At 59.3% G+C, this 23,889-nt stretch carries 23 protein-coding genes; 6 read left to right on the top strand and 17 right to left on the bottom strand.

All coding sequences use genetic code 11. From position 1 onward, the window contains the following. Positions 1–228: 228 nt before the first annotated feature. On the top strand, positions 229–549 hold the full coding sequence (locus ACSQ8V_RS31460; RefSeq protein WP_436208396.1) for a DUF4148 domain-containing protein: 321 nt from the start codon (positions 229–231) through the stop codon (positions 547–549). Between the two features lie 259 nt (positions 550–808). On the opposite strand, the gene ACSQ8V_RS31455 is transcribed toward ACSQ8V_RS31460, so the two are convergent. From ACSQ8V_RS31455 to ACSQ8V_RS31425, 7 genes are all read right to left on the bottom strand, one after another. Further along, entirely contained in the window at positions 809–1,489 is a 681-nt protein-coding gene (locus tag ACSQ8V_RS31455) for a GntR family transcriptional regulator (protein WP_436185619.1), read from the bottom strand. 139 nt (positions 1,490–1,628) lie between these two features. Then, positions 1,629–2,279 (bottom strand): hypothetical protein, encoded by a 651-nt coding sequence (locus ACSQ8V_RS31450; RefSeq protein ID WP_436208395.1) that lies wholly within the window; start codon positions 2,277–2,279, stop codon positions 1,629–1,631. Continuing rightward, a complete protein-coding gene (locus ACSQ8V_RS31445) occupies positions 2,276–3,598 on the bottom strand; it encodes a replication protein O (RefSeq protein WP_436208394.1) in 1,323 nt (440 codons plus the stop codon). The genes ACSQ8V_RS31450 and ACSQ8V_RS31445 overlap by 4 nt, the downstream gene beginning before the upstream one ends. Before the next feature lie 338 nt (positions 3,599–3,936). Then, positions 3,937–4,791 (bottom strand): ParB/RepB/Spo0J family partition protein, encoded by an 855-nt coding sequence (locus tag ACSQ8V_RS31440; protein WP_436208393.1) that lies wholly within the window; start codon positions 4,789–4,791, stop codon positions 3,937–3,939. 110 nt (positions 4,792–4,901) lie between these two features. Next, positions 4,902–6,098 carry a ParA family protein gene (locus tag ACSQ8V_RS31435; protein WP_436185616.1) on the bottom strand — a complete coding sequence of 399 codons (1,197 nt, stop codon included), beginning with the start codon at positions 6,096–6,098 and terminating at the stop codon, positions 4,902–4,904. A 246-nt stretch (positions 6,099–6,344) separates the two neighbouring features. After that, the gene (locus ACSQ8V_RS31430) at positions 6,345–8,282 is read right to left on the bottom strand and encodes a phage integrase family protein (RefSeq protein ID WP_436208392.1); all 1,938 of its coding nucleotides are present in this window, start codon (positions 8,280–8,282) and stop codon (positions 6,345–6,347) included. Between the two features lie 365 nt (positions 8,283–8,647). After that, positions 8,648–9,502 carry an SDR family oxidoreductase gene (locus ACSQ8V_RS31425; protein WP_436208391.1) on the bottom strand — a complete coding sequence of 285 codons (855 nt, stop codon included), beginning with the start codon at positions 9,500–9,502 and terminating at the stop codon, positions 8,648–8,650. 87 nt (positions 9,503–9,589) lie between these two features. Here ACSQ8V_RS31425 and ACSQ8V_RS31420 point away from each other — a divergent pair, with 87 nt between their 5' ends. Beyond that, the gene (locus ACSQ8V_RS31420; RefSeq protein WP_436208390.1) at positions 9,590–9,991 is read left to right on the top strand and encodes a winged helix-turn-helix transcriptional regulator; all 402 of its coding nucleotides are present in this window, start codon (positions 9,590–9,592) and stop codon (positions 9,989–9,991) included. A 186-nt stretch (positions 9,992–10,177) separates the two neighbouring features. On the opposite strand, the gene ACSQ8V_RS31415 is transcribed toward ACSQ8V_RS31420, so the two are convergent. Beyond that, positions 10,178–11,137 carry an aromatic alcohol reductase gene (locus ACSQ8V_RS31415; RefSeq protein WP_436208389.1) on the bottom strand — a complete coding sequence of 320 codons (960 nt, stop codon included), beginning with the start codon at positions 11,135–11,137 and terminating at the stop codon, positions 10,178–10,180. Positions 11,138–11,412: 275 nt separating this feature from the next. Here ACSQ8V_RS31415 and ACSQ8V_RS31410 point away from each other — a divergent pair, with 275 nt between their 5' ends. The 3 genes from ACSQ8V_RS31410 to ACSQ8V_RS31400 all read left to right on the top strand — a co-directional run bounded on the left by ACSQ8V_RS31410 (position 11,413) and on the right by ACSQ8V_RS31400 (position 13,547). Beyond that, a complete protein-coding gene (locus tag ACSQ8V_RS31410; RefSeq protein WP_436208388.1) occupies positions 11,413–12,333 on the top strand; it encodes a LysR family transcriptional regulator in 921 nt (306 codons plus the stop codon). 180 nt (positions 12,334–12,513) lie between these two features. Continuing rightward, positions 12,514–13,044, top strand: coding sequence for a DUF962 domain-containing protein (locus ACSQ8V_RS31405; protein ID WP_436208387.1), 531 nt, complete (start codon positions 12,514–12,516; stop codon positions 13,042–13,044). A gap of 182 nt (positions 13,045–13,226) precedes the next feature. Continuing rightward, positions 13,227–13,547 (top strand): DUF4148 domain-containing protein, encoded by a 321-nt coding sequence (locus tag ACSQ8V_RS31400; RefSeq protein WP_213767550.1) that lies wholly within the window; start codon positions 13,227–13,229, stop codon positions 13,545–13,547. A 445-nt stretch (positions 13,548–13,992) separates the two neighbouring features. On the opposite strand, the gene ACSQ8V_RS31395 is transcribed toward ACSQ8V_RS31400, so the two are convergent. From ACSQ8V_RS31395 to ACSQ8V_RS31360, 8 genes are all read right to left on the bottom strand, one after another. Further along, positions 13,993–15,093: an alkene reductase gene (locus ACSQ8V_RS31395; protein WP_436208386.1), complete on the bottom strand. Its 1,101-nt coding sequence runs from the start codon at positions 15,091–15,093 to the stop codon at positions 13,993–13,995. Positions 15,094–15,213: 120 nt separating this feature from the next. Beyond that, entirely contained in the window at positions 15,214–15,831 is a 618-nt protein-coding gene (locus ACSQ8V_RS31390) for an NADPH-dependent F420 reductase (protein WP_436208385.1), read from the bottom strand. 88 nt (positions 15,832–15,919) lie between these two features. Continuing rightward, complete coding sequence (locus tag ACSQ8V_RS31385; protein WP_436208384.1) at positions 15,920–16,675, bottom strand: SDR family oxidoreductase; 756 nt, start codon at positions 16,673–16,675, stop codon at positions 15,920–15,922. Positions 16,676–16,701: 26 nt separating this feature from the next. Further along, positions 16,702–17,103 carry a nuclear transport factor 2 family protein gene (locus tag ACSQ8V_RS31380; protein WP_436208383.1) on the bottom strand — a complete coding sequence of 134 codons (402 nt, stop codon included), beginning with the start codon at positions 17,101–17,103 and terminating at the stop codon, positions 16,702–16,704. 32 nt (positions 17,104–17,135) lie between these two features. Continuing rightward, positions 17,136–18,245, bottom strand: coding sequence for an alkene reductase (locus ACSQ8V_RS31375; protein WP_436208382.1), 1,110 nt, complete (start codon positions 18,243–18,245; stop codon positions 17,136–17,138). A 21-nt stretch (positions 18,246–18,266) separates the two neighbouring features. Further along, positions 18,267–19,256, bottom strand: coding sequence for a zinc-dependent alcohol dehydrogenase family protein (locus ACSQ8V_RS31370; RefSeq protein WP_436208381.1), 990 nt, complete (start codon positions 19,254–19,256; stop codon positions 18,267–18,269). Between the two features lie 137 nt (positions 19,257–19,393). Then, positions 19,394–20,305 (bottom strand): LysR family transcriptional regulator, encoded by a 912-nt coding sequence (locus tag ACSQ8V_RS31365; protein ID WP_436208380.1) that lies wholly within the window; start codon positions 20,303–20,305, stop codon positions 19,394–19,396. Between the two features lie 298 nt (positions 20,306–20,603). Further along, positions 20,604–21,476 carry a LysR family transcriptional regulator gene (locus ACSQ8V_RS31360; RefSeq protein WP_436208379.1) on the bottom strand — a complete coding sequence of 291 codons (873 nt, stop codon included), beginning with the start codon at positions 21,474–21,476 and terminating at the stop codon, positions 20,604–20,606. Positions 21,477–21,588: 112 nt separating this feature from the next. Between ACSQ8V_RS31360 and ACSQ8V_RS31355 the strand changes: the two genes are divergently transcribed. Further along, entirely contained in the window at positions 21,589–22,896 is a 1,308-nt protein-coding gene (locus tag ACSQ8V_RS31355) for an aspartate aminotransferase family protein (RefSeq protein WP_436208378.1), read from the top strand. 303 nt (positions 22,897–23,199) lie between these two features. Here ACSQ8V_RS31355 and ACSQ8V_RS31350 read toward each other — a convergent pair whose 3' ends face one another. Further along, complete coding sequence (locus ACSQ8V_RS31350) at positions 23,200–23,859, bottom strand: septal ring lytic transglycosylase RlpA family protein (protein ID WP_436208377.1); 660 nt, start codon at positions 23,857–23,859, stop codon at positions 23,200–23,202. Positions 23,860–23,889: the final 30 nt, after the last annotated feature.

Here is a 23,889-nt window from a genome sequence, read left to right as displayed (position 1 = left end):
TAAGCTGATTTGCAGGCTTCTCCTTTTCATTCCGGTGTAAATGCTGACTATTGTGGGCAATCCTTAGCATGATTTTTATTGCCCGGTTCGCAACTAAGCGGTAACCAAATCGGCGCGAGGAATCGAATTGTTGTTACCGGCAAGGGGAATTGACCAAAGAGTTAAGCGATCACTGATCTGGCCTGCGGTTTGCGTGTACCTGCTTAGCAAACTTCATTGGAGATGATCATGTTCAAGGCTCTTATTCCTGCTGTTGTTATCGCCTCAGCGCTCGCCACGCCGACATTTGCGTTCGCTCAGGACAACACGCAAGTGACACGCTCTGCGGTAAAGAACGACCTTCAACAAATGGAGCAAGCGGGCTATAACCCGGCGGCCGACCGCACCAATTATCCCGACCAAGCCCAGGCCGCCGAACAGCGCGTGGAAGCGGAACGCGGCGTGGCCGCTACGTCCTATGGCCCCTCGGTGAGCGGTACTTCCGCTTCAGGCATGCGCTCCGACACGACCCAGCCTGACGGAACCCACTCTGTCTATTTCGGTCATTGAGGCGCCAGCGAAAATTGAGTCTCGCCTGGATCGCTCACGGATAGAAAGGTGGCCAGTGATGATTAAGCGGCGTTGCTTTGCACTCTGAGAGCGAGTGCGGACGTGGCCGCCGCGGGCGGCCGGCAAATGGCAACTGCAGTACTGAAAAGGCCGTTTCCAACGCGAGTTGGAAACGGCCTTTTTATGTTTCAGTTCGTATTGTTTTCGGGTTTCAGCGTCTGTTGCCGGAAGCTGGTGTGCTCCCTTTTACCTGCGCGTCTTATTGCTGCTCCGCCGCTGTTTCGTCAAGCATCTGCATTGCCGCTTTCTCCGCATTTGCCACATGCAGTCGTGCCGCCGCGCCGGCCCCTTCCTCATCGCGTGCCTTCAGCGCTTTGAACAACTTGTCGATCTCACGGAGGCTGGCCGGAAGGCGGTCTGGGTGCATCAACGAAGTCGCGCGCAGCAAAGTGACCCGCGAATACAGGCTCGTCAGGATCTCTTTCACCAGGGCATTGCCGCAGTTATCGAGCAGTACATCGTAGAGTTCGGTCTTAGCCTTGATCACGCCAGCCTGATCATTGGCCAATGCTTGCGCGCGCAGCAGCTTTGCTTTTTCGCCGAACAGGGCAATGGCTTCATCGTCCGCAATTCGAGCAAACTCTCCGGCGGCGAAACCTTCGAGCAAACCTCGAATTGCATACAATTCAGTGGCCTCCTGCTTCGACATGATCGCGACCACCGGCCCCTTGTGCGGCACGCTGCGTACCAGCTTTTCCGCTTCCAGCCGGCGCAATGCCTCCCGAACCGACGTCCGGCTGACACCCAGCGTCTCACACAATTCACGTTCGATGAGCCGCGCGCCCGGCGCGAAGCGACCGGACACGATGGCTTGTCGGAGCACATTCTCTACCTGATGACGCAGCGTTTCCGGCCGCACCAAACCCATTCCGGCTGTCATTATTGTATTCCCGTCTGACAAAGATCACCTCGGCATGATACTTGATACGGCATGCCAGAATGAATGATCGTGGGCCCGGCGTTATGCCGATGGGGTGACGCGCGTTGTTATTTTGCAACGCCATTAGATTGAATGATTGTCATACAAAAGAGCTTGGAATGCCAGATGTCGGCTGGTCCACCGGAAGCTTCGGTGACCGATTTCTTTTCGAGGTTACCTTTCGATCGCGGGATTTGAACTCCAGACAGGGCATGCCGACTCGTTCACGCTTTCCCGCCGGGATATTTGTCGGGCAAGTATGCGGCGCATATTTCGCAATTGATTCGAGAATGGCCGGACCGCGACCCGTTAAAAGCAGATTGGGTGATCGGGTTGAATATTGGGCTCTAGCCTGCGCGGAAGGCAGACGAATGATCGGCTGACCGTTAGTTGCGACTATGCGAATTAGATCGAACAGGATGTAAGGCCCGAAGCCTCGGCGATGCGCGCGGATGCTTATTTTGTTCGATCGGGTTTTCAGGGATAGTTGTAATGGTTGTATTACGCAGCCTCTTTCGGCGTAAGTCGGCTTGATGTTTGTCTGCGAAACGCGGTTGAACGCGTAAGCGCTTATCCAGTGAGCCGAAAGATAGCGCATCGATTTCATGCTGATATCCCGATACCCATACCGCGTCGCGCTCAATCTGGCACGACCGTTCATGCCGCCCGGATCGGTACCGATCCGGGCGGCGATGGCGAAGAGCATCCGATTCTCAGAATTTCGCGAAAACGAACCGATACGTGCCGTCATTCATTGACCTTCAAAACTTGCCCCGAACTCTCGGCAAGCCGCGTGTCACGCGTGTTCAAGGAAACGCCGGCGCATGTAGCCCGGAGCATCTTCTTCATGTCACTTAGGCGATCGTTGATCGTCGATGTCCTTGTTCGCGGCATCGCATGTCCGACTGGTGCCGTGGTCGCCGGTTGGACCGCATGATTGTTGTCGCACTTCAATTGAAATGCAGTGAGCCGATCGGGCGTCGCTCGGACAACTTCCCTTGCACTCAGCGCAGCGACGAACGCGGCTGCCCACTGGCCAGTCGACACGCGTGGTTTTGCTTCTCGGTAGTCGTGGACGGTGATCGAATCGGCTGTGCTGGAGACGGTAATGAGGCGGGTATTGGCGATATCGATAAATACGTGTCCAGCGCACTGGAGCACAGCGGCGTCGATATTCGCGGATCGAGCGTTCTTTTCGGCCAGTTGCTCTGCGGCGAGTCGCTTGGCTCGAATCTGATGCCCGAAATCAACCGGTGAACGGAGCAGGGCACGAAGGTAGCTGATCGGGCGCTTCGCGTTTCGCAGATACTCCCAGGTCGCTTCGACGACGTCGGAAAGCAGCTTTGCCTGCGCCTTCGCTTCTCGCATGAGTTTAAAAATCAAAAATTGACGAAAACCCAAAGTCAGCAAGCGCTGGAGATCCGCTGGGAGCTCTCCTGGTTGTCTCTTTTGATTCTTAGGGAATAGATCCTTATATATAGCGCCGTCTGCCACCGTGACACACGGCGGGCTAAATGAATGGGCCTGTGCGCTGAGTGTCTCAACACCCGGCGGAGCCAGGTCATCGGATTGAGCGGCAGAAAGCTGATGATCAGGAGATTGAGTTTTAGAAGACTGAGTTTCGGACAACTGTGACGTGTAGCCGAGGACAACCGCGGATTTTTCCGTGAGATGCAGATAGGCGCGACCAAACAAGCCAGCGGTTCCGAAGCGCTTCTGCGGCACGCGCTCAATCAAACCGGCTGCTTCGAGATCGTCCAGGCTCCGATAGAACGTGCGCATCGATTGCATGGCGCGCCCGGTCAGGAGCTCACGACGGGCGAATATGGCGGCGTACGGTCGGTTGGCGTCAACGGTGCGTGCAAGTGCAGCCAACACGGCGCGAGCGCGAGCAGGGAGTGCCGGGAAGCTCGCAGCACGATGCGCGGCCCGGAATACGACCCAAGGGAGGTTTGATTGACCGGCTAGAAATTCATCCAGCGCGGTTTGGTCGATATCGACGGAATCGTCGGAGGGTGGAAGAGGGTACAAGTCCCCCTCGCCAGCAACGGAAAGTTGCGCGATAAGCATGTCACACGTCCATTTCTTCAAAATGGAAGAGAAACGCTTGACTGCCGATCGCTATCCGCTACACTTCGAGGTGTTGGGCCTTTATCCGATTCCCGTCGGAGAAATGCAGCGGTGGGCAAGCGACAGCGAAGCCCGGTTACTCAAAAGCCTTCGGTTCCCGCCGAAGGCTTTTGTTTTTCCAGCATTGAAATCAGTTCATGATCGTTCTCGGCCGTTTGGTTAAGTCCATGATTTTTAACGATTCCCTACTAGGGAAGTCCTGAACCTTGATTCACGACTTCAGGGTGCTGATGTGCTGCGAGCTAAGTCATTGATTTAAAGCAGTTCCCTACTAGGGATCACTGCTTTTCGAGTTCCGACTCAATGAATGCGTGAATTCGTTCTGCCCATTGCTCTGCCTCGTCAGCGGCTTTGCCGGAGAATGAAACCCCGACAACGCCATTTCTGGCCGAGATCTGACAAACTTTCTTGGCGCCGCGTTTGACGATCAGTGGTTCGTGCTTCTCACGAGGCGCCCGGTCTGGCTTCGTTGCCGCGACCGCTTGCGCCTGGGTGTAAGTGTCATCAGCCAAAAGCCGCTCGATCGCTGCTTTGACCTTGTCCTCCCGCCCCTCAGCTACCGCCTTGGCCATTTGCTCTGCCGCGTTACTTCCCAAGCGCTCGGGTCGAGCTGCCAGCAATTCCTTGCACTCGTCAGGAAGCAGATCGAATTTCATGATCCGCCCGACGTGCGAGTCACTAATGCCGGCAGCCTTCGCCAGATCCTCTTTCGTAATCCCCGTTGAGTCCTGGAGCGACTTGAAGCCCCAGAATTTCTCGAAATCCGAAAGAGTGGGTGACAAGAGGTTGGAGAAGAAGGCGGCGTACTCGACCATCGACGCATCGATGTCCAGCACAATGCCGTCAATCTCGGTGCGACCGAGTTCGCGATACACCGACGCCCGGTTATGACCAGCCACGATGTCGTATTCGCCGTCGTGGCGTTCGCGCACCGTAATAGGCTGCGCGAGAGGGTATGCCATCAGGTTCGCTTTAAGTTCTGCGTACTCTGAAGGCGTAAGACGTCGGCGACGGCCGGGAATCTCGTGAAGCTTGTTCAGCGGAAGTTTGCCGGGCGCACGCTGTTCCAGTGCCCGCTTCAGCTTGTCAATTTCAGCCTGCTGGCTGTGAACCCGCCCTTGAAGACCGATCAACTGCCCAGGCGCGGTGCGAGGCGCCACCGGTTCCGAAGGCGTGTCAATGCCATCGTCGTCCAGTCGAATGCCTGCTGCCTTTGCCTTTTGTTTCGCTGCTGTAGACATGCTTACTCCTTGTCCCAGAGGTAACAGACCTTGCTGTCGATCAGATCCACGACCTGGTCGTATGGCACGCGGATTCGTCGAAGCGTTGCGGCATTGCCGTCGTAGTTCGGGAAGTCGTACACCGTCGAAAAATCGTTGGTGGTCGTCCGGGCAAGGTCGGTTTCCGGGATTTCAACCGGCAATACACGCTCGCCATAGGTCGTAATGACCCAGTCGCGAACAATGGACGCATTCGCCTTATTCGGCATGCGCGTCACCAGGATGTCGATGAAATCGAACACCTTCGCTTCGTCGGCTGATTCCCCGAATTGCTTCATGCCGGAGACCATGTCGGAGAAAAGCGACCAGAACTGGACCATTGATGCAAACGAGAGCGTGTCCGGCATCACCGGCACAATCACCCCATCTGCCGCGAAAAGCGCATTGATGGTCAGGTAACTCAACGTGGGCGCGGTATCGATGATGATGTAGTCGTACTCGTGCTTGAGTTCCTTGAGCCCGTCGTTCAGCACGTTCCAGAACTTTGCGCTCGGCGAAGCGTGAACGCGCGCCGGGAGCATGAATTCGGCGTTGAACAAATCCGTGGATGATGGGATCAGGTCAAGGTTTTCCCAATACGTCTGCATCGGCAAATGCTTCATGTCGAAGGCTTCGCCGCTGACGTAAGCCTCGATCAAGGGCAAAATAGTCTGGTCGCCGTTGATTTCCGCGTGCGGGTTGATCCCGTACAACGTGGTCGCGCTGCCCTGCGGGTCCATATCTATATGGAGGACCCGGCGGCCGTGACGCAACGACAAGCCTTGCGCCAGCACCATGGACGTCGTGGTCTTGGTCACGCCGCCCTTGAAGTTGCCGATAGCAATGACTTTCCCGTCTTTCCCCGCCGGACGTTGTCTTGGCTTGCGTTCAGCCTTGACCCACTCGATGGTTTCAGCGAGCGTAAATTGCCGCGCGGCTCCGGCCTTCTCCTGGGTGCCTTGAGGCAGTTCCCCTTTCTTGATCAGATAGGAGAATCGGGCTTTGTCGATGCCACACAGTTCCTGCAGTTTGCCGCTCGGGAACACCGGGGCAACCTTCCGTGGGAACGGCTGGAGCATTTGAGTGCGAATTCGCTCGAGCATTTTTGCGGAGCGAGCCGCCAAATTGACGAGGTCGTCCGGCGTCACCTCGATGGGTGGCGTCGAAAGGTTAATATCCATGCGTTCTTCCCGGTGGCACTGGTTCTACCAAAAACGTGGATTCTCCCTCAAAAGGTAGAACCGACGGTAACCGAAGACTAAGAGGTATACGGAGTAAACGCAAGTAAACTTTGCCGGGCCGGGGTAGCCGCAAAGGCACGTGGTTGTTGGGCTTGCAGGGAAAAGGTGAGAAAAGACTTGAGGCAAATCGAAGGTTTTGCGGCGCTTTAGGTCTGTAGATTCAAGCGCCGGCGAGGAATTTCTTGGCTATTGGCGCGCCGACAAGACGCCGTTTTTACCGTTAGTGGACGAGCTGTGACCACGGGCTTTCACATAAAGAAGCGTGGTGGACAGGTTGGCGTGGCCGAGGCGGAACTGGACCTCGCGGCAATCCGCGCCGCCTTCGAGTGCGTGATGCGAGTGGGTGTGACGGACCCAGTGAGTGCTCGCACTGAAACAACGATGTGAATCGAGCAAATTCTGCTGTGTTGAGAGAACTGCGGCCCAAGAGAAAAGCCGCCGGAATACCTGCCCCATCCCATCGGGCGTCAATGAATTGCCGGTGCGAAAATGAGCCAGAAGCGGCGTGTCGGCTGGACAAGCGCCGGGGTCCCCGGGCAAACCGCGCGCCCGTAGGCTCTCAAAAAGCAATTCCATTACGGCCTTCGGGACCGGAATGGTGCGTGCCGCACGCCCTTTTCCGGGGATTGCCAGTTGCCAGGCGTTAGCCCATGCGCTTTCAAGTCCACTTTCCAGCGCAGGCTGGATCAGTTGGCCGGTTGTTGCGTGTGCCAGTTCCGCCCGCCGCAGCCCGGTCGAGTAGGCAAGATTCAGCGCCAGATAGTCACGCAATTCCCGTTGGGAATACTGGTCCCGAGAGGCCGCCTGGACCACGCTCTGCCACTGCCCGTGGTTGAGCGAGCGCCCTGAAACGTCAATTCGCGGGCCAATTGCCACCGCCGGAGCATTCGAAAACGGGTTGTGCGCCCAATAGTTCTGCTCGACCAGCCATTGACCCATTGCGTGAAGAATTGCTCGTGCGGTCTCGCGGCTGCGATTGGAGAGGGCGCCGGCAAACGGCCGCCAATCCAGATGAGTTCGCTCGATTTTCGCGCGTCCGACCCAGCGGGCGGCCGGTTGCGGATCGGCCAAAAACGTCCCGATATACCCCGCGCAGTCGGCGCCATCCAGCGACGATAGCGCCTTTTTCTTTTCGTTGATTGCCCACAGAAGCAGTCGTTCGGCCTCCCGGCGATAGGCGCGGGCGGTGTGCGGACTGTGTTGCCGGGTGGCAAGCCACGCACCAATAGCCTGCAAATCCGTTTCCAGCGAACACGGCAAACCGTGATTTCGCGCCCGGTTAGTACCCGTCGATCCATCTATTTCCGCGGGTACGGCAAGTGATTCGATCGGCACGACGCCGCTCTGGCGTGGCCGCACAAGCACGGGATCGTTGCTGGACAAGCGCCGGCGCGGAGTGAGCGCGCGCGTGGACAGCATATGACGGAGCGAATCGGCGTGAAGAGCGAGCCAGTCAACTATCCGGCGCGCTGCCTTTGGCCCGACCCGCGCCACGCTTGCATACCAGCGGTGGCCGCGCTGTTCGATGAATCCGAGGAGATCGGCGAGCGTATGGATACCCGCGTGCTGAAGACGGCCGGCAATCGCGGGTTCGAGCCAGCTTGCAACCGGGTGGTCCGGCTGCGGCGCCTGGACCAGACTGGCTTCCATACGGGCGAGGGCGTCGATCTGACGTCGGCGCAGGCGGGCATTCCGGGTTGAACGGCGATCGATGCCCAGGCCGCTTTCCTGCGGAAATTCCGCCTGATAAAGCTCCAGTAGTTCGGATTCACTATGGAAACCGTGTGGATCGACGGATTCACGATAGGCCTCCAGCGATGGCATCTCTCCGGCTGTCGACCGCTGCGCGTCAGGAATGCTGCCTGGTCTCAGGCGCAGAAGATGCGTGGCTTCGACATCGCGGGTGCGGCGCGCAGCGCCCGACAGGGTGTCGCGCAACAGGCCGATCAGACGTCGGGTCGCCCGGATGTCGGTAGTGGCGTCGCCGTAAGTCGCATGTAGTTGCTCGACCGAAACGCCATCCAGATATCCGCGATAGAGCGCGAAATGTTCACGAGTAAGCCGCTTGATTGAGGTGCGGTTCTCGGGATTGCGAACGGATGATGGTGGTAAAGCAGCTGGCATGAGTTATTTATGCTTTCGTTTCAATAGCTTGGAGTGAGGCTACCAGCGTGGAGGCGGTTTGACAACAAAAAACGTCACATCTGATAAGTATACGAACCTTCGCAGGTGTTGGCCGTTCGTCGTCGCGCTGGTTGAGGTGCAACGACGAGGCTCGATAGGGTAGTGAAATCTGAAGCGCCGGCGCGCGCACGCCGGACGAAATGGAAGAAGCCTATGAACGAACCGACGTCGAACGTCGATATTGGGAAGCGTTCTTTGGGTTCAGCGACTGGAAAACTATGAGGACAATGCAACGCCGTCGTCACATTGAACGAATCGTGCGTGCAGGCACCGTCACTAATCCACACGCACCAGAAAACGCGCGATTACACCGCGAGCGCTTCGGCCACCACGGTAGCCAGGGGCGTAGTCGGCCGGCCAAGGAGTTGACTCAACTGATGACCCTCATCAAAGAGTGCGCCCTTTGATGCACCCGTAGACGAGTCCGACAGCAGCGCAGCCAGGACCTCCGGCAACCCGACGCCGATCAGCGCGGCTTTGTAGTCCGATTCGGAAAGATTCTGGTACTCGACCTTCTTGCCCGACTGCCGCGTTACTTCGGCAGCGAGCTCGGCGAGGGTGTAAGCGGAATCGCCGGCCAGTTCATAAATGTGTCCCGCCTGAGCGTCGCGGGTCATCGCCAGCGCGGCCGCCTCCGCATAGTCGGCGCGTGCCGCCGAGGAAATTTTGCCGTCACCCGCGCTGCCGAGGATCGCACCGTGTTCGAGCGCGGGGGCGAGGCTGCCGGTGTAGTTTTCCGTGTACCAGCCGTTACGTAGCAAAACGAACGGTACGCCTGATGCGCGCAGTGCCTCTTCCGTCTCGCGATGTTCATCGGCTAATCCTAGCGGCGATGTATCGGCGTGCAACACGCTGGTGTAGCCGATCAATTGCACGCCGTTGCGCTTCGCAGCATCGATTGCGGCGCGATGCTGGACTGCGCGCCGGCCAAGTTCATTCGATGAAATCAGCAACACCTTGTCCGCGCCCTTGAAGGCGGTCTCGAGCGTGGCGGGTTCGTTATAGTCGGCGCGCCGGACTTGCACGCCCAGCGCGGCGAGGTCGGCCGCCTTCTCCGGACTGCGTACGGCGGCAACAATTTCGCTTGCCGATTGGGTCTTCAATAACGCTTTGATAACAAGCCGGCCGAGTTGGCCGGTGGCTCCAGTAACGACGATCATGATCAAACTCCTGGGTGAATGCGACAGAAACCGTACCGTATCGGATAAACTAACTTTTCGTAAGTACGTACGCCGAGGTAAGTATCCATGGACTCAAATAGTGGTTTTGCCCGCGACGGCGTGCCGTTATCGGATCAGTTGCGCCATGGCGAATTGCTGTCGGCGGACTGCCCGTCGCGGGAAGTGCTCAAGCATGTCACCAGCCGATGGGGCGTTCTCGTGCTGATGGTGCTGCTGGAGCAGACTTGCCGTTTCAGCGATCTGCGCCGGAGGGTAGATGGCGTGAGCGAAAAGATGCTCGCGCAGACGCTGCAGTGGTTGGTGGCTGATGGTTTCGTGATACGCACTGCGTATGACGAAGTGCCGCCGCATGTGGACTATCGGCTGACGCCGTTGGGGGAGGAAGTCGCGCGGCAGGTCACGTCGTTGGCGGACTGGATTGAAGTGAATCTGTCGCGCATCCTGAATGCGCGGCCGGCGGAGGCGTAGAAGATCGGTACTGATCGGCGACCGCGAGCGGCGTTGCGCCCGTTGTTCGATGGAAACATCGATGCCGCGGCCGACGCGCTGCACGAAAATTTACATGTGGCCCAGCGGCGTACGTTGTAGCGGCCGCGGGCGCTGCCCGTTATATGCGGCGGATCGTGTGAGCGCACCGTCAGTACGGCCGGGGAATTACCGATCGCCGACGTCCGCAAGCGTAACGCTTTCGCTTGTCACCAGATTGGCGCGCATCCAGTCTTCAAGCCCACACGCCGCAATGCCGCGTTGGGCATTGAACGTCTGCGACTTGTCCCACGCCACGCCTTTTCCTTCGGCGAATACCGCGCGATATTTCTTGATCGAATTGTCGGGATCGTCGGCCAGTTCGCGTTTCAATTCCGGCACGGTCCATTCAGTGCGATGGACGTTCAGGTCCAGTAGCTCGTCGACTGCATCGGCCAATTGACGATAGGTGACGGTGTCGCCGGCTATGTACACGATCTGATCGACGACGCGCGGTTCGGCGAACACGATCTCGGTCGTCAGGGCGCCAATGTCGTCAGCCGTTGTCACGGTCACGCCGTTGTCCCAACTTCCCAACGCATTCACGGTGTTTCGCCCGAGGTCCACCACGCCAAACGATGGCTCGAAGAGAAAGCTGGTAAACATGCCTGTCGATACGATCACCCACTCTGTCTGATCTTGCGAGCGCAGCAGGTCGCGCACGTCGAGCTGCTCGTCAAACAGATCCTGCGGGCTACCCCGGCCGATGACATCGTAGTCAACGCCGAACTGCCAGGGAAAATATCGCTTTACTTGCGCCTTCAGTACGGCGCGGGCGAGCTTGAGCTGAACGCCGCTGCCGCCCACGAATCCCGTGCACGAGATGACCGTGTGGAAGCGGCCAAAAACAGCAGCAAGCGATTCTTCCGATTGCTCAGCCAGATCGACCGGAAGCAGTTCGACGCCAAGAGAGCGCAGCTCGGCAATGTCCTTTTGCTTGGCGAGCGCTTGCGAATCGATCGTCGACGGACGTAGGAGCGCTGCGATAGAAATGCCCAACCCCGGCGTAGCGCGACGCGCGAGACTACGCAACATGGCCATGCCGAGTTCGCCAGCACCCAGGACGAGAATAGAATTAGCTTGCGACATGCGAGTACCCTTTTTAGCTTGAGAAAAGTTATCGGAAGCGCGTGCTGACGCGACCTGTCTTCACCGGCGCACTACTCCGCAGCGTTAAAGGAGAGGTCAGCCGGACAATCGGAAGTGTAGTGGCGGGGGTGTGCGGCATTGTTCGCTGTCACGGAAATGAGAACGCGTGTGCATCGAACGATCCGGCGGAAGAGGCTGAAGATTAGTGCAGGATGAACGGCGCTTTTGAGCCACCCGCCGCCGCCAAAAATACAAACTGGACACGTATCCCGTTCATGGACAAACTTCAAGCGATGACAACCTTTGCGCGGGTCGTCGAAACGCAGAGCTTCAGCAAGGCGGCCCAGACCCTGTCAATGCCGCGGTCATCGGTAACGACGCTGATCAAGAATCTTGAGTGGCATCTGGGTACGCCTTTGCTTCGGCGAAGCACACGAACGCTCAGCCTTACCGATGCGGGCGAGCGCTACTACGCGTCATGCCGGACGATTCTGTCGGACATAGTCCAGGCAGAGAGCGGCCTGCTGGCGGACGCGACGGCGCCGCACGGGCGAATACGAGCGGGTATGCCGGGTGTCATAGGACGCGCGGTCGTGCTGCCGCGACTGCGGGAATTCGAACAGCTTTTTCCCGGTATTGAACTGGCGCTGGTTCTTAGCGACCGTCCCGTCGACCTGATTTACGATGGTATTGATTGCGTCATCCGCACCGGCGATCTGACGGATTCCACATTGACCGCACGCCGGCTGGGTCACCTGAGCTGGTTGACCTGCGCGTCCCCGCGATATCTGAAGGAGTACGGAGAACCTGATAGCGTCGAAGCGCTGGGCGCTCATCGCGCGGTCAACTATATATCGAACGCCACGGGCCGGCCCCTTGACTGGCGCTTTAGTGTAGACGGCGAAAACGTCACCGTGACAATGCCAAGCCGTTTTTCCGTCAACGAAACAGAAGCGTATTTGCAATGCGGTCTGGAAGGATTGGGACTGATCCAGTTGTCGGAGTTTGTTGCATCGCCGTACCTCGAAACCGGGCGACTGAAAGAGGTTCTGGCAAGCGCAAGAAGTGCACCCGTGCCCATTTCAATCGTTTATCCGAACGGTAGAAATGCGGGCGCGGCCATCAAGGCTTTCGTCGATTGGGTCATCCGGATTTTTCCGCAAAGCGGCGTCAACCCGGACGCACGATCAAGATAAGAAACCGCTATACGACATGCTCGCTTTTAACTTGTTCGACGCCCGGCGGACTATCCGGGGCAACGCGGATGCGCGTTAAGCCGTCATCGCGTACGCTAGCCGGAAAGGCCGAATGGGTTGAGCACAGTTGACCGTTTGATCGCAGACAATGCCGTTAGCCACGCTTTGGAGGGTAGTGCCATGAAATCCCTGGTTGACCAGCTTGGACAGTACGCGGTGTATCACCGCGACTCGCGCAACATCGTTTCGCATCTCATTGGCATTCCACTGATTGTGGTTGCGGTCGCCACTTTGTTAGCGCGGCCATCGGTTGGCGTGACGGGCACATTGAGCGTATCGCCGGCAATGCTGCTCGCCGCAGCGGTCGCCGTGTTCTATCTCCGGCTCGACATACGATTCGGTATCCTGATGACTCTCTTGCTCGCGCTGAGCGTGTGGGCGGGGAAGCTGCTCTCGATGCAAACGACCGGGCAGTGGCTCGCCTGGGGCCTGGGCCTGTTTTTTATCGGCTGGGTGATCCAGTTTATCGGCCACTACTTCGAAGGCAGCAAGCCGGCTTTCGTGGACGATGTAATCGGGCTGGCGGTCGGGCCGCTGTTCATCGTGGCGGAGCTAGCGTTCTTCCTGGGTCTGCGCGACCCGGTTCGACGCGCGATTGAAGAGCGTGCTGGCCCCATTCGCGGCGGTGCAGGTAAAGGAGCCGTTCGATAATCGTCAGCCATTTGTATGACGACGCTATCAACTCCCTTTCGGGGTGCTAGGGTTAACACCTAAATCGACAATAATCCCTTGCGCGGTCTGCTCTTAATCTTAAGCGTGCATTTACCTACACTTGAAACACTGAAACGCGAACAGGGTTGTTCGCGAAGAAAATCAAGATTCGGAGGTAGGTCATGAAACTCGTTCAATCGCTTATTGTTGCCGCAGTCCTCGCTGTCCCGGCCGTGTCGTCGTTCGCTCAATCGAATGCGCCCGTTACCCGTGCCGAAGTGAAAGCTCAACTGGTCCAGCTTGAAAAGGCGGGCTATCAACCCGGCCGCGATGACCCGCATTACCCGGCTGATATTCAAGCTGCAGAAGCACGGGTCGCTGCGCAAAACGGCGCTGCCAACAGCTTCGGCGGTGTGACGGATGGCACGTCGGCATCGGGTGCCCGCGCAGTCGTGAGCCCCGCGCTGAACGACAACGGAAGGTCGATCTACTCCGGCCACTAAGCAACATAATTAGCCGGTTGCGTTGCCATGCTGTGCAGTAATCCTGCCGGTATTGAAGACGATGCGAAGGTGGTCGATGAGCGCGCAGCAATCCTGTGCGCTTATCGCTTTCGCTCAGTCAATTCGAATCAACGAACAGCACCTCCTCCAGCGGGGTTGCTCCGATCCCGATGGATTTTGCCCAGCTATAGGTTGGGCTTTTTTTGCGTCACCGCGCAAGCAAAGACCAAGGCTAAGCACCTGAGGGTCGCGTTGATCTGCGAAGCAACATCTACCCTAAGACCCTAAGCGCATAGCAGTTCCGCCGTGCCGCGTTATCCGTGTCCGTCTGGAAAAAACCACTCATGTCTTGCGGGATTCTTCTCGCCGAGCACGATCTCATCGATGAACGCTCGCAGATCCTGAAAATGGAAATGTGCTTGTCAAGCGCTCACAACCTCCAAGTCTAGGCAGCGTATGCCGGGAAGTCGATATACGCGCTTTCGTCTCCGCCCCAGAACGCGTCACGCACGTAGTGTGTCAGCGGATAGCCATGACGATAGCGCGCCGGCAGGTCCGGATTCGAAGAGAACAGGCGCCCGAATGCCACCAGATCGGCGTCGCCTTGCTGCAGAATTTGCTCGGCACCTTCGCGATCGAATCCGCCTGCCGCAATGATCGGCCCTTTGAAGATCTTGCGCAGGAACGATGACGCGACCGGCGCCTGCCCTTCCTCGAGTGTCTCGGTGCCCATCACGCGTGGTTCGATGACATGCAGGTAGGCAAGGCCATACGCGTTGAGCCGCTCTGCGAAGTAGCCGAAGGTCGCTTCTGGATTGCTGTCCGAAATCGCGCCCCAGCGTCCGCTCGGCGACACCCGCACGCCAACGCGCTCGCTGCCCCAGACGGAAGCGAAAGCCTCGACCAGTTCCAGCGAGAAACGGGCACGCTTTTCGAGCGTGCCGCCGTAGGCATCGGTGCGCTTGTTGGTGCCGTCCTGCAAGAACGTATCGGCCAGGTAGCCGTTTGCGTTGTGCAATTCGACGCCGTCGAAGCCCGCTTCTTTGGCACGTGCCGCTGCCCTGCGAAACGATTCGACCAGCGCGGGAATTTCCTCTGTTTCGAGTGCGCGGTGCGGCGAATTCGGCACCCAGCCGTTTTGCGTAAACACCGTTGTTTCGTAGGGTACGACGGACGGTGCGATCGGCGCATTGCCCCCACTCAGGTCCACGTGCGACTGACGGCCGTCGTGAGCAATTTGCATGACAATACGCGCGCCTTTGGCATGAACCGCATCGGTGATCTTCTTCCAGGCCTCGACGTGCTCCTCCGTGTAGATTCCGGGCGCACCGATATAGCCGCGGCTGTCATAGGACGGATGCGCACTTTCGGTGATCAGCAAGCCGCCTTCAGAAGCCCGCTGGCGGTAATACTCGACCATCATCGCGCTAGGGCTGTGGTCCTCGTCTGAACGCAGACGGGTCATGGGCGCGTGTACGACGCGGTGCGACAGTTCAAGCGCTCCGACCTTGACGGGAGAAAACAGCTTCAGAGTGTTCGATTCCATTTTATCTTTTCCTGACTCACAAAAACCGAGCTTGCCGAGCATGAATCTCTCTCCGAAAATACCGGCCGAGAGCCCGGCGAACTCATCTGCTCAACGAGCATTCGCATAGTCCGTAAAACGTCAGCGGACATTGAATGCGCTGAAGCTGATCGTGCGGCCGTAACCGGAATCGATTGCAAGCCGCACCGCGAACATGCCCATGGCCTCGGCGTACACTGCGTTTGCCAGCGAGCCGCCATTGATCGCATGGAATCCCAATTCCTTCACAAGCCCAGAGACTGCCGCTTTTGCATCTTCATGATCGGACGCAACAAACGCGCTGACCTGTCCGTCTGTGCCAGGGGTCCGAATGACGTCCGACCAGATCGAAGTGAACGCGCTCACGACCTTGGCGCCCGGGAGCGACGCAGCGAGTGTCTCGGCCGAACTGGGCCGACCATCGCGACCGACGGTGCCAGAAACCGAGACCGCTACCACAATACCTGTGTAGCCACCAAGCGTAGCGGCAGCCCCACTGAGCTCGGTCGCCGGTACGACGATAAACACGATGTCGCTCGTGGACAAATCCTGCGGTGTTGCCGCAGTCACGCCGAGCTCGCCAACCAGCTTCTTTGAGGAAATGCTGGCGTCATTCGAGCCGCGCACGTGAATCGTGTGATTGGTTCGTTTTTTGAGCGCTGTAGCAATCGCGCCGCCCATATCGCCGGTGCCGAGCACCGAAATTTTCAACGTTTCCATCAGTTCAACTCCATCACTGCAGGTTGTGGGAATCACGCATAGCCAGGCCGAATCGACTGACTTCGGGCATTGGAGCGCGCACTGTTCATTACCCGTTGAGCACCGACCTCATCTGCGCGTTAAAGGCATTGACGAACTCGTGTTCCTTCGGCCCTACATTGCTGCGCAACATCTTTCCGGCGTCGACGACGATTTCGTCAGCACTGCTATCCAGAATCTTCATCGTTTCGTCGATGAACTGGTCCAACGGCATCGCCTGTTCCGCTTCGCGACTGTTCATCAGATCCGTGCGTACCCATGGCGGAGCGATCTCGAGCACACGAACCGGTGAGTCTTTCAGCAAGAAGCGTTGCGAAAGAATGTACGAGTGCAACGCGGCTTTGGTGGCCGAATACACGGCCGTTACGGCCAGTGGAACGAACGCGAGCACAGATGTCGTGTACGCAACGACCGCATCCGGTTTCGTCTTCAAATGATCGATCAGAGCAGAGGTGAGGCGCATTGGTCCAACCAGGTTGGTCTCAACTGTTGCCATCATCAACGCATCGTCGAGTCGTTCATCCGCATGGTCGATCTGCATGATGCCCGCGTTGTTGATGAGCACATTCAGATCGGGATAGTCCGCGATCATCGTCGTCGCCACATGTTCGACGCTTGCCGGGTCGGCGACGTCGATCTCGATTGCGTCGATGCCCGGATTGGCCGCGACGACTTCATCGAGTTGCGCGCGCCGCCGGCCACCGACGATGACCTTGTTGCCGCGCCGATGCAGCGCTTCGGCAAGCGCCCGTCCGATTCCGGAACCACCGCCCGTTATGAAAACTGTATTACCTGTGGGTTTCATGATCGTATCCTCACGTTTGAAAAAGTTCAGGAGGGGAAGCGTTCGCCGAACATCGGCAGGCCGCTGACCGACTCCGTTTCCGTGGCTTCTTCCTGCAGCACGTCCCAGTGCTCAGCAAGCTTGCCGTTCTCGATACGCACGACATCGGCGGCAATCCACGCCTTCGTCCGTCCATTGCCGGAGAAACGGCCATGTGCGATCACGTAGTCACCTTCGGCCACGATCAACTGGTTCTCGTAGCGAAGCGTTGCGGGCAGCGTACGGATCAGGGCGAAGAGACCTTCGCGTCCCGGCGCGATGTGCGCGCTATGCTGGATGTAGCGCTCCGACCAGAAGCGTTCGGCGGCCACGTAGTCGCGCTGGTTGAAAAGCGTGTCGAAAGCCTCGAGGACGAGGGCCTTGTTCTGTTCGGGCGTCGTGGTGCTCATGTCGGTCTCGCTTTGCTGAAAGGCTGAAGGGGTCAAACAGTGCACAAACGCAGGGACGGATAGTCTGTGTAACCCTGCGGGCCAGCTCCATACACGGTGGTCCAATCGATTTCCGCGAGCGCTGCACCATTTGCAATTCGCTCGACAAGATCGGGATTGGCGATATACGGCCGCCCGAACGCAACCATGTCCGCGAGGCCTGCGTCGATTAATGCAGCGCCACGCGCCGCGTCCATCTTTACATTCGCGATCAGCGTGCCCCGATAGATCGGCCGGAAATGACGGAACATGCCGTCGTCCATCAGGTGTTCCAGCGGCGTGCCCGTGAAATCAGTGGTGTTGCCCATAAGCAGCAGATGGGACAAGCCGTACCCTCCCAATTCGCGGATCGCGTACTCGGCCATCGGCAGCGTCTCGTCGTTCGCCGCGAACGGGCCGTGCTCGTGCATCGGACTGATCTTCACGCCGACGCGCGCCGGTTCGACCTCCCCGAGCACGGCCTCGACTACTTCAAACAGGATGCGGGCACGGTTTTCAATACTGCCGCCATAGCGGTCCACGCGCCGGTTGGTCGTGCGGTTCAGGAACTGCGCGAGCAGGTACAGGTAGTTGGCGAGAATCTGCACGCCGTCGAAACCGGCGTCCATTGCATTGCGGGCGGCGCGCGCATAATCGGCCACGGTCTGCCGTATCTCGGCTTCGGTCATTGGCCGCGGCGCCACCGTGGGGACACGGCCTTGTCGTGTCACGGATTCGTGCTGCACGTTCACATCGGAAGCGGACACCGGCAGCGCGCCGCCTCGCAGGTCGGGATGCGCGATCGCGCCGGTGTGCCACAACTGCGCGACGATCCGGCCACCGGCCGCATGGACGGCGTCGGTCACCTTGCGCCAGCCGCGCACCTGCGCGGCGTTCCAGAGACCTGGCGTGTCGGCCCAACCGTAACCGTCCGGACTGATCGCGGTCGCCTCGGCGATGATCAGCCCGGCCGATGCGCGTTGTGCGTAGTACTCGGCCTGCAGTTCGGTCGGGACCGCATCGGTCGAACTCGCACGCATGCGTGTAAGCGGGGCCATCACGATGCGGTTGGGCAAATCGAGGCTGCCCATGCGGGTCGGCTTGAACAAGGATTCGAAAGTCATGATAGGTAGCTGTCCAAAGGTTTAGAGCGTGACGACAACCTTGCCGATCTGCTCGCCCGCTTCGATGAAGCGGTGAGCGTCGGCGATTTCATCGAACCGGAAGGTCCGCGCGATGACCGGACGCAGCGATCCATCCGCGATACCGTCGCCGACAAAGCGCTTCATCGCTGCGAGCTGCACGTCGTCGCGCATTCGAACAGTCAGTGCAACGCCACGCACCGTCACGTCGCGGGCGAAGATATCGAATGGCGCAATGACGGTCGCATCGGTCGCGAGCGCGCCGTACAGCACCATCGTGCCGCCGTTCGCAGTCGCTTTCGCGAGTTGTGCGAAGCCTGGGCCGCCGACCGGATCGAACACGAGTTCGGCGCCGCGGCCATTGGTGAGACGCCCGACTTCCGTCGCCACATCCTGCGACTCCGACACCACGACGGCGGAGGCGCCGAACCGGCGCAACGCGTCCGCCTTGGCCGCGCTGCGTGTGAGCGCGATCGGTCGCGCACCCAGACGGTTGGCGACCTGGATTGCCGCGAGCCCGACACTGCTGGATGCGGCGGAAATCAATACTACTTGCCCTTCCTGCAGGCGGCCGACCGCGACCAGACCGCTCCACGCCGTGCCGAACGCGGACCAGACGGCGGCTGCGTCGACGAAATCGAGTTGATCGGGAATCCTGATCAGTGAACGCGCTGGGGCGATCGACATCTCGCCATAGAGCGGATACTGCGCGGCGCCGTAGGCGGGCACGAGCGCTACCCGATCGCCGGGCGCAAAGCCGGTCACGTCCGGCCCGAGCGCGTCGATTACACCGGCAGCTTCAAAGCCGATGCCACTGGGAAGTGCCGGTTTGACCGGGGAACGGCCGGACCGAAGAGTCAGCTCGGTCCGGTTCAGACCGATCGCATGAATGCGCAGGCGCACTTCACCTGCGACCGGGTTGGCAATCGTGACGTCTTCAATGCGAAGCACGTCAGGTCCACCGAATTCGTGAATGCGTACCGAGCGGGTCATCGTCTTTCCTCATCGCTGCGTGGTTGTGCCGTGAGGGAAAGATAGAGCGCGCGCCGCGATCCCGGTAGCCACCGGATCAGGCTATCTCTTATGCGCCTGATGCATTAATGAGGATGAGAGACAACCGTGCGGGCCTGTTAGGGAAGCGCTGGGGACAGCCCCATTTCGTCGCGCTGGAAGCCGGCGACGAGATGCTCGACGACCGCACGGCCTGCTGCGCGGGTCGCCCGTCCCATTGGGAAGTAGGCGTGAACCGGTATGCCTGCGAGTTGCCAGTCGGGTAGGAGGCGCACGAGCGTGCCATCGGTCAGTTCACGACGGCATGCCCACTCGCTCGTCGACGTGATACCGAGGCCGGCCGTCGCGGCCGCCACGGCGCCTTCGTTTTCGGTGGTCGAGAAGTGCGCTTCGAGGTCGACCGCGATTTCGTGCTGGCCGCGCGTGAAGCGCCACGCAGTCGGCACCGCTGAGGCCGGCCCGCCGACTATGCGATGCCGGTTCAGGGCCTCCGGCGTATCGGGCGCGCCGTGCAGATCGAGGTACGAGGGAGAAGCGACTATGACGCGAGCGATGGTCGCGATCAGCCGGGCCGTCGCCGTGGAATCGACCAGCCGTCCCAGGCGGATCGCCACGTCCACTGCGTCGCGCACCAGGTCCTGAGGCCGGTCGCCGAGCATCACCTCGACACGCAGTTCGGGATGCAGCGCCATGAACGGTGCGAGTTGCGGAATCACCGCGCGCGTGGCGACGCTGCTGGGCATGCTCATGCGCAGCACACCGCGCAGGTCGCCGCCTTCGCGCACGCTCTGCTCCGCCTCGTCGAGCGCGACAAGGATCGGATCGATGCGCGACAGGAACTGCGCACCCGCGTCGGTCAGGACGACGGCGCGTGTTGTGCGTGTCAGGAGCCTGACGCCGAGTTCGCTTTCCAGGTCGGCGATAGTACGCGAAGCCTGCGATTGCGACAGGCTGAATTCCCGCGCAGCCGCGGAGAAACTGCCCAGCCGGGCGACCCGGGTATAGAGGCGCAGCGAGAAGATGTCCTTCACGGAATTAGCCTTGGCGGTTGGGCGGATCCTCAAAATGCTAGTGGATTAATGCATTTTCCGCAATTTTTCCGCGAGCGTCATGATCGCGTATCGGCACACGGGCGACCGATGTCGCAAGGGACGCTGGCGTGTGGATGTCGGTGGGAAAGCGGCGGACCAAGAGCGAACGGAGCCGCGTCCAAGCTCTCCGAAATCAATGTCCCGCGAACGGAAAGTGGTTAACGTAATCGAGGAAGCGAGAAAGCGAGTGAAGGCCCGGACGAGGTAGGCAGTCGAACTGAAACCGCACCGGAACCCGTCATGACGAAAGCGGCGGCATCGTTTTCAAGGTGCGGGTCATGAGGTCCTTCACACTCTCCACAAGAAGCGAATCGACTGTACCCGAGCACGAAACGACGGCAATGCCAACATGCGGAAGCGGGGGCAGCATTTCTCCATCGGGCATGATCCGCAAATCTGCAGGAACGGCGCCTCTCGTCAGCACGGCGACAGCAATGCCCGCCCGCACGATTGCCAGCAGACCATCCTTGCTGACGCTCTCATAAGCTACGCGGTAGCTGACATTGGCACATTCGAGCGCACGCCGCGCCGCCTGATGGTCGAGCGTTTCGGGCACCGACAAGGCTATTTGAAGAGGCCCATCGCTTGGGTGGTAAAAGTCCTGCGATGCGATCCACACCAGATCCTCCCAGCGAATCACCCGCTCGAGGTTCCCCTCCGGCGCGAGCGATACCAATGCCACATCAAGACGGCGTGCATCGAGCATTTTCTCGAGCAACGGCGTAGGCGCACATACGACTTCCAGTGCGACCCGCGGATGCTGCGCTGCTATTGCGCGTAGCACGGCCGGAAGGAACTCCGTGCAATAGTCCTCGGGGCATCCGAGCCGGATCGAACCGGTGAGCCCGCGACCGGTCACGTCGACCAGCGCCTCGTCGTGTGCTCGCACCAGCCTTCGGGCGTGCGACAACAGCCGATCTCCGCGCGACGTCAATTCCACGCCGCGTGCGGTACGCACCAGCACCGCGCCATCGACGATCTCTTCGATCCTCTTGAGCTGCATGCTGATCGCGGATTGCGTGCGGCCAACTTCCGCCGCCGCGCGTGTGAGGGACCCGGCATCGGCTATGGCGACGAACGTCCTGAGCAAATCGAAATCCAGCTGCAACATGATGGCATCAGCTCCTCGAATGGCAGGCATCACAACTTTTCATTTCCACCCACGGGTTTAGTTCGCATACATTGACCTTCGGCGCACCCGCCCTCCACACATGGACACCGTCATGTCAGCACAAACCGATCGGGACTTTTGGTCAAACGCTCAGCGGCACCTGATTCGCTACGGCGGTACATTCTCGCCCGTCATAATCGAGCGTGCCAGCGGCAGCCATGTCTATGATTCCACGGGCCGGGCGATACTCGACTTCACCTCTGGACAGATGAGCGCCATACTTGGCCACTCTCATCCGGAAATCGCCGAAGTTATCGCAGAGAGCGCACGGAATCTCACCCATCTTTTCAGCGGGATGCTTTCGCGGCCGGTCGTGGACCTGGCAACCCGCCTCGCCGGCATCGCGCCTGAAGGACTTGATCGTTCCTTGCTGCTCAGCACCGGTGGAGAAGCCAACGAAGCAGCGATCAAGATGGCAAAGCTCGTAACCGGCCGGCACGAGATCGTGAGCTTCGCTCAATCGTGGCACGGCATGACCGGCGGTGCAGCTTCGGCCACTTATAGCGCCGGCCGCAAGGGTTACGGTCCGGCCGCCGTGGGGTCCTTTGCCATTCCGGCGCCCTATCCGTACCGGCCACGATTCGAACGCAACGGTGTTTATGATTGGGCGGCTGAACTCGACTATGCATTCGACCTGATCGACAGGCAGTCTTGCGGCAGCCTCGCGGCGTTCATCGCTGAGCCAATCCTGAGCTCGGGTGGTTTGATTGAACTGCCGCCAGGATATATGCGCGCGCTAAAAGCGAAGTGCATCGAGCGCGGGATGCTATTGATCGTGGACGAAGCGCAAACCGGCATGGGCAGAACCGGAACCATGTTCGCTTGTGAGCACGACGGCGTGGTGCCCGACATCCTGACCTTGTCCAAAACGCTTGGCGCGGGCCTTCCCCTGGCTGCCGTGCTGACGACTCAGGACATCGAGAATCAAGCACATGAACGCGGATTCCTCTTTTATACGACACATGTATCCGATCCAATGCCGGCAGCTGTGGGGCTAAAAGTCGTCGAGATCATCGAGCGGGATGGCCTGGTTGAACGCGCTGGTGTAATCGGTACGCGTTTGCGCAACGGTCTGGAGACGCTTCAAGGCCGCTTCGAATGTATCGGCGATGTACGCGGACGCGGGTTGATGCTCGGGATCGAAATCGTCGGCAACAGATCAACGAAAACTGCGGCCCCCGCTCTTTCCGCTGCAATCACGCGTCGCTGCCTCGAACTCGGCTTGCACATGAATATTGTTCAGTTGCCGGGACTTGGAGATGTCTTCCGCTTGGCTCCTCCGCTTACCATTGCTGAGGCTGAGATCGATAAGGGGTTATCGATCATCGAGCAAGCTATCGAGGAAAGTGTGGGTATGTGACACGCAATGCCAAGTCGCGAGCGCCATAAGGCCAGCGCTGTCATTGGTCGAACCGGGCGGAGCGGCAACAGGTTCTGCTGAGAGGCCGAGCGGCTCCCATCGTTCAGTGGTCGTTCACTTTTGAGCGTCGAAGGATGTCCAACAGGGAGTCCATGGCGATGGCCATTGCCCATGAAGATGCTGACAGTCAACGCGAGACGATGCGCTCATGAAGCGGTTTCACAAGCCCAACGACGAGAAGCGCCCCGTTGTCATTGGGCCGCCAATTCAATATGAGGAATGGCTATCCTGAGCGTCGACCGGTTACTTGCTGCGCGGGGTTTCCGCTGCGCCTGCGCCCGGCTTCACGCTACCGTCGGGCCGCGGAACTTCCACAGGCTTGACTTCGACCGGGGCGGTGCCATTTTCTTTCAAACCGAGCTTATCGGCGGTCTTGGGCGACACGTCGACGATTCGATTCTTGACATAGGGGCCGCGATCCCTGATTTCGACAACCGCGCTGGCGCCGTTTTCCAGATTCGTTACCTGGGCCTTGGTGCCAAGCGGCAGAGTCTTGCTCGCGGCGACATTGGATTGCGGATTCATGCGCGTACCGTCGGCCATCTTTTTTGAGTAAAACTTCTGGCCGTAGTATGAGGCCTTGCCCTTGCGGGTTTTACCGGAGCGGTCAAGGCCGGCGCGGGGAGTTGCCTTCGCGCTCGCCTGCGTGGCATCGGTGGATGCCGGCTTTTGCGCCCGAAGCGCCGTGCTCAGGCAGCACGACAGGACCAGAACCAGAAGCGCTCGAAGCTTGCTTCTTCGACCGTGCCGCGAACGGGTGTGGTCGACGTGGTCGCCAGCCTCGTACACCACCCATCCCGGCGCCGGGTCAACCGACACCGGTTGTGTTTTCAGACGCACCCATTCCGCTTCGGGGAGGGGGCACAGTAGCCGATTCTCCGTGGTATGAAAATCATTTTTCATTTACCACCCCTCTTCAGCCTGTCAAAAGCA

It is taken from the genome of Caballeronia sp. LjRoot31 (assembly GCF_964253885.1).
Classification (GTDB): domain Bacteria; phylum Pseudomonadota; class Gammaproteobacteria; order Burkholderiales; family Burkholderiaceae; genus Caballeronia.
This window is presented reverse-complemented; position numbering and strand designations above follow the sequence as displayed.

Excerpts from the sequence above, each read along its gene's own strand:
- ACSQ8V_RS31460 (WP_436208396.1), top strand. The coding sequence starts at position 229 with ATGTTCAAGGCTCTTATTCCTGCTGTTGTTATCGCCTCAGCGCTCGCC.
- ACSQ8V_RS31455 (WP_436185619.1), bottom strand. The coding sequence starts at position 1,489 with ATGACAGCCGGAATGGGTTTGGTGCGGCCGGAAACGCTGCGTCATCAG.
- ACSQ8V_RS31450 (WP_436208395.1), bottom strand. The coding sequence starts at position 2,279 with ATGACGGCACGTATCGGTTCGTTTTCGCGAAATTCTGAGAATCGGATG.
- ACSQ8V_RS31445 (WP_436208394.1), bottom strand. The coding sequence starts at position 3,598 with ATGCTTATCGCGCAACTTTCCGTTGCTGGCGAGGGGGACTTGTACCCT.
- ACSQ8V_RS31435 (WP_436185616.1), bottom strand. The coding sequence starts at position 6,098 with ATGGATATTAACCTTTCGACGCCACCCATCGAGGTGACGCCGGACGAC.
- ACSQ8V_RS31430 (WP_436208392.1), bottom strand. The coding sequence starts at position 8,282 with ATGCCAGCTGCTTTACCACCATCATCCGTTCGCAATCCCGAGAACCGC.
- ACSQ8V_RS31425 (WP_436208391.1), bottom strand. The coding sequence starts at position 9,502 with ATGATCGTCGTTACTGGAGCCACCGGCCAACTCGGCCGGCTTGTTATC.
- ACSQ8V_RS31420 (WP_436208390.1), top strand. The coding sequence starts at position 9,590 with ATGGACTCAAATAGTGGTTTTGCCCGCGACGGCGTGCCGTTATCGGAT.
- ACSQ8V_RS31415 (WP_436208389.1), bottom strand. The coding sequence starts at position 11,137 with ATGTCGCAAGCTAATTCTATTCTCGTCCTGGGTGCTGGCGAACTCGGC.
- ACSQ8V_RS31410 (WP_436208388.1), top strand. The coding sequence starts at position 11,413 with ATGGACAAACTTCAAGCGATGACAACCTTTGCGCGGGTCGTCGAAACG.
- ACSQ8V_RS31405 (WP_436208387.1), top strand. The coding sequence starts at position 12,514 with ATGAAATCCCTGGTTGACCAGCTTGGACAGTACGCGGTGTATCACCGC.
- ACSQ8V_RS31400 (WP_213767550.1), top strand. The coding sequence starts at position 13,227 with ATGAAACTCGTTCAATCGCTTATTGTTGCCGCAGTCCTCGCTGTCCCG.
- ACSQ8V_RS31395 (WP_436208386.1), bottom strand. The coding sequence starts at position 15,093 with ATGGAATCGAACACTCTGAAGCTGTTTTCTCCCGTCAAGGTCGGAGCG.
- ACSQ8V_RS31390 (WP_436208385.1), bottom strand. The coding sequence starts at position 15,831 with ATGGAAACGTTGAAAATTTCGGTGCTCGGCACCGGCGATATGGGCGGC.
- ACSQ8V_RS31385 (WP_436208384.1), bottom strand. The coding sequence starts at position 16,675 with ATGAAACCCACAGGTAATACAGTTTTCATAACGGGCGGTGGTTCCGGA.
- ACSQ8V_RS31380 (WP_436208383.1), bottom strand. The coding sequence starts at position 17,103 with ATGAGCACCACGACGCCCGAACAGAACAAGGCCCTCGTCCTCGAGGCT.
- ACSQ8V_RS31375 (WP_436208382.1), bottom strand. The coding sequence starts at position 18,245 with ATGACTTTCGAATCCTTGTTCAAGCCGACCCGCATGGGCAGCCTCGAT.
- ACSQ8V_RS31370 (WP_436208381.1), bottom strand. The coding sequence starts at position 19,256 with ATGACCCGCTCGGTACGCATTCACGAATTCGGTGGACCTGACGTGCTT.
- ACSQ8V_RS31360 (WP_436208379.1), bottom strand. The coding sequence starts at position 21,476 with ATGTTGCAGCTGGATTTCGATTTGCTCAGGACGTTCGTCGCCATAGCC.
- ACSQ8V_RS31355 (WP_436208378.1), top strand. The coding sequence starts at position 21,589 with ATGTCAGCACAAACCGATCGGGACTTTTGGTCAAACGCTCAGCGGCAC.
- ACSQ8V_RS31350 (WP_436208377.1), bottom strand. The coding sequence starts at position 23,859 with ATGAAAAATGATTTTCATACCACGGAGAATCGGCTACTGTGCCCCCTC.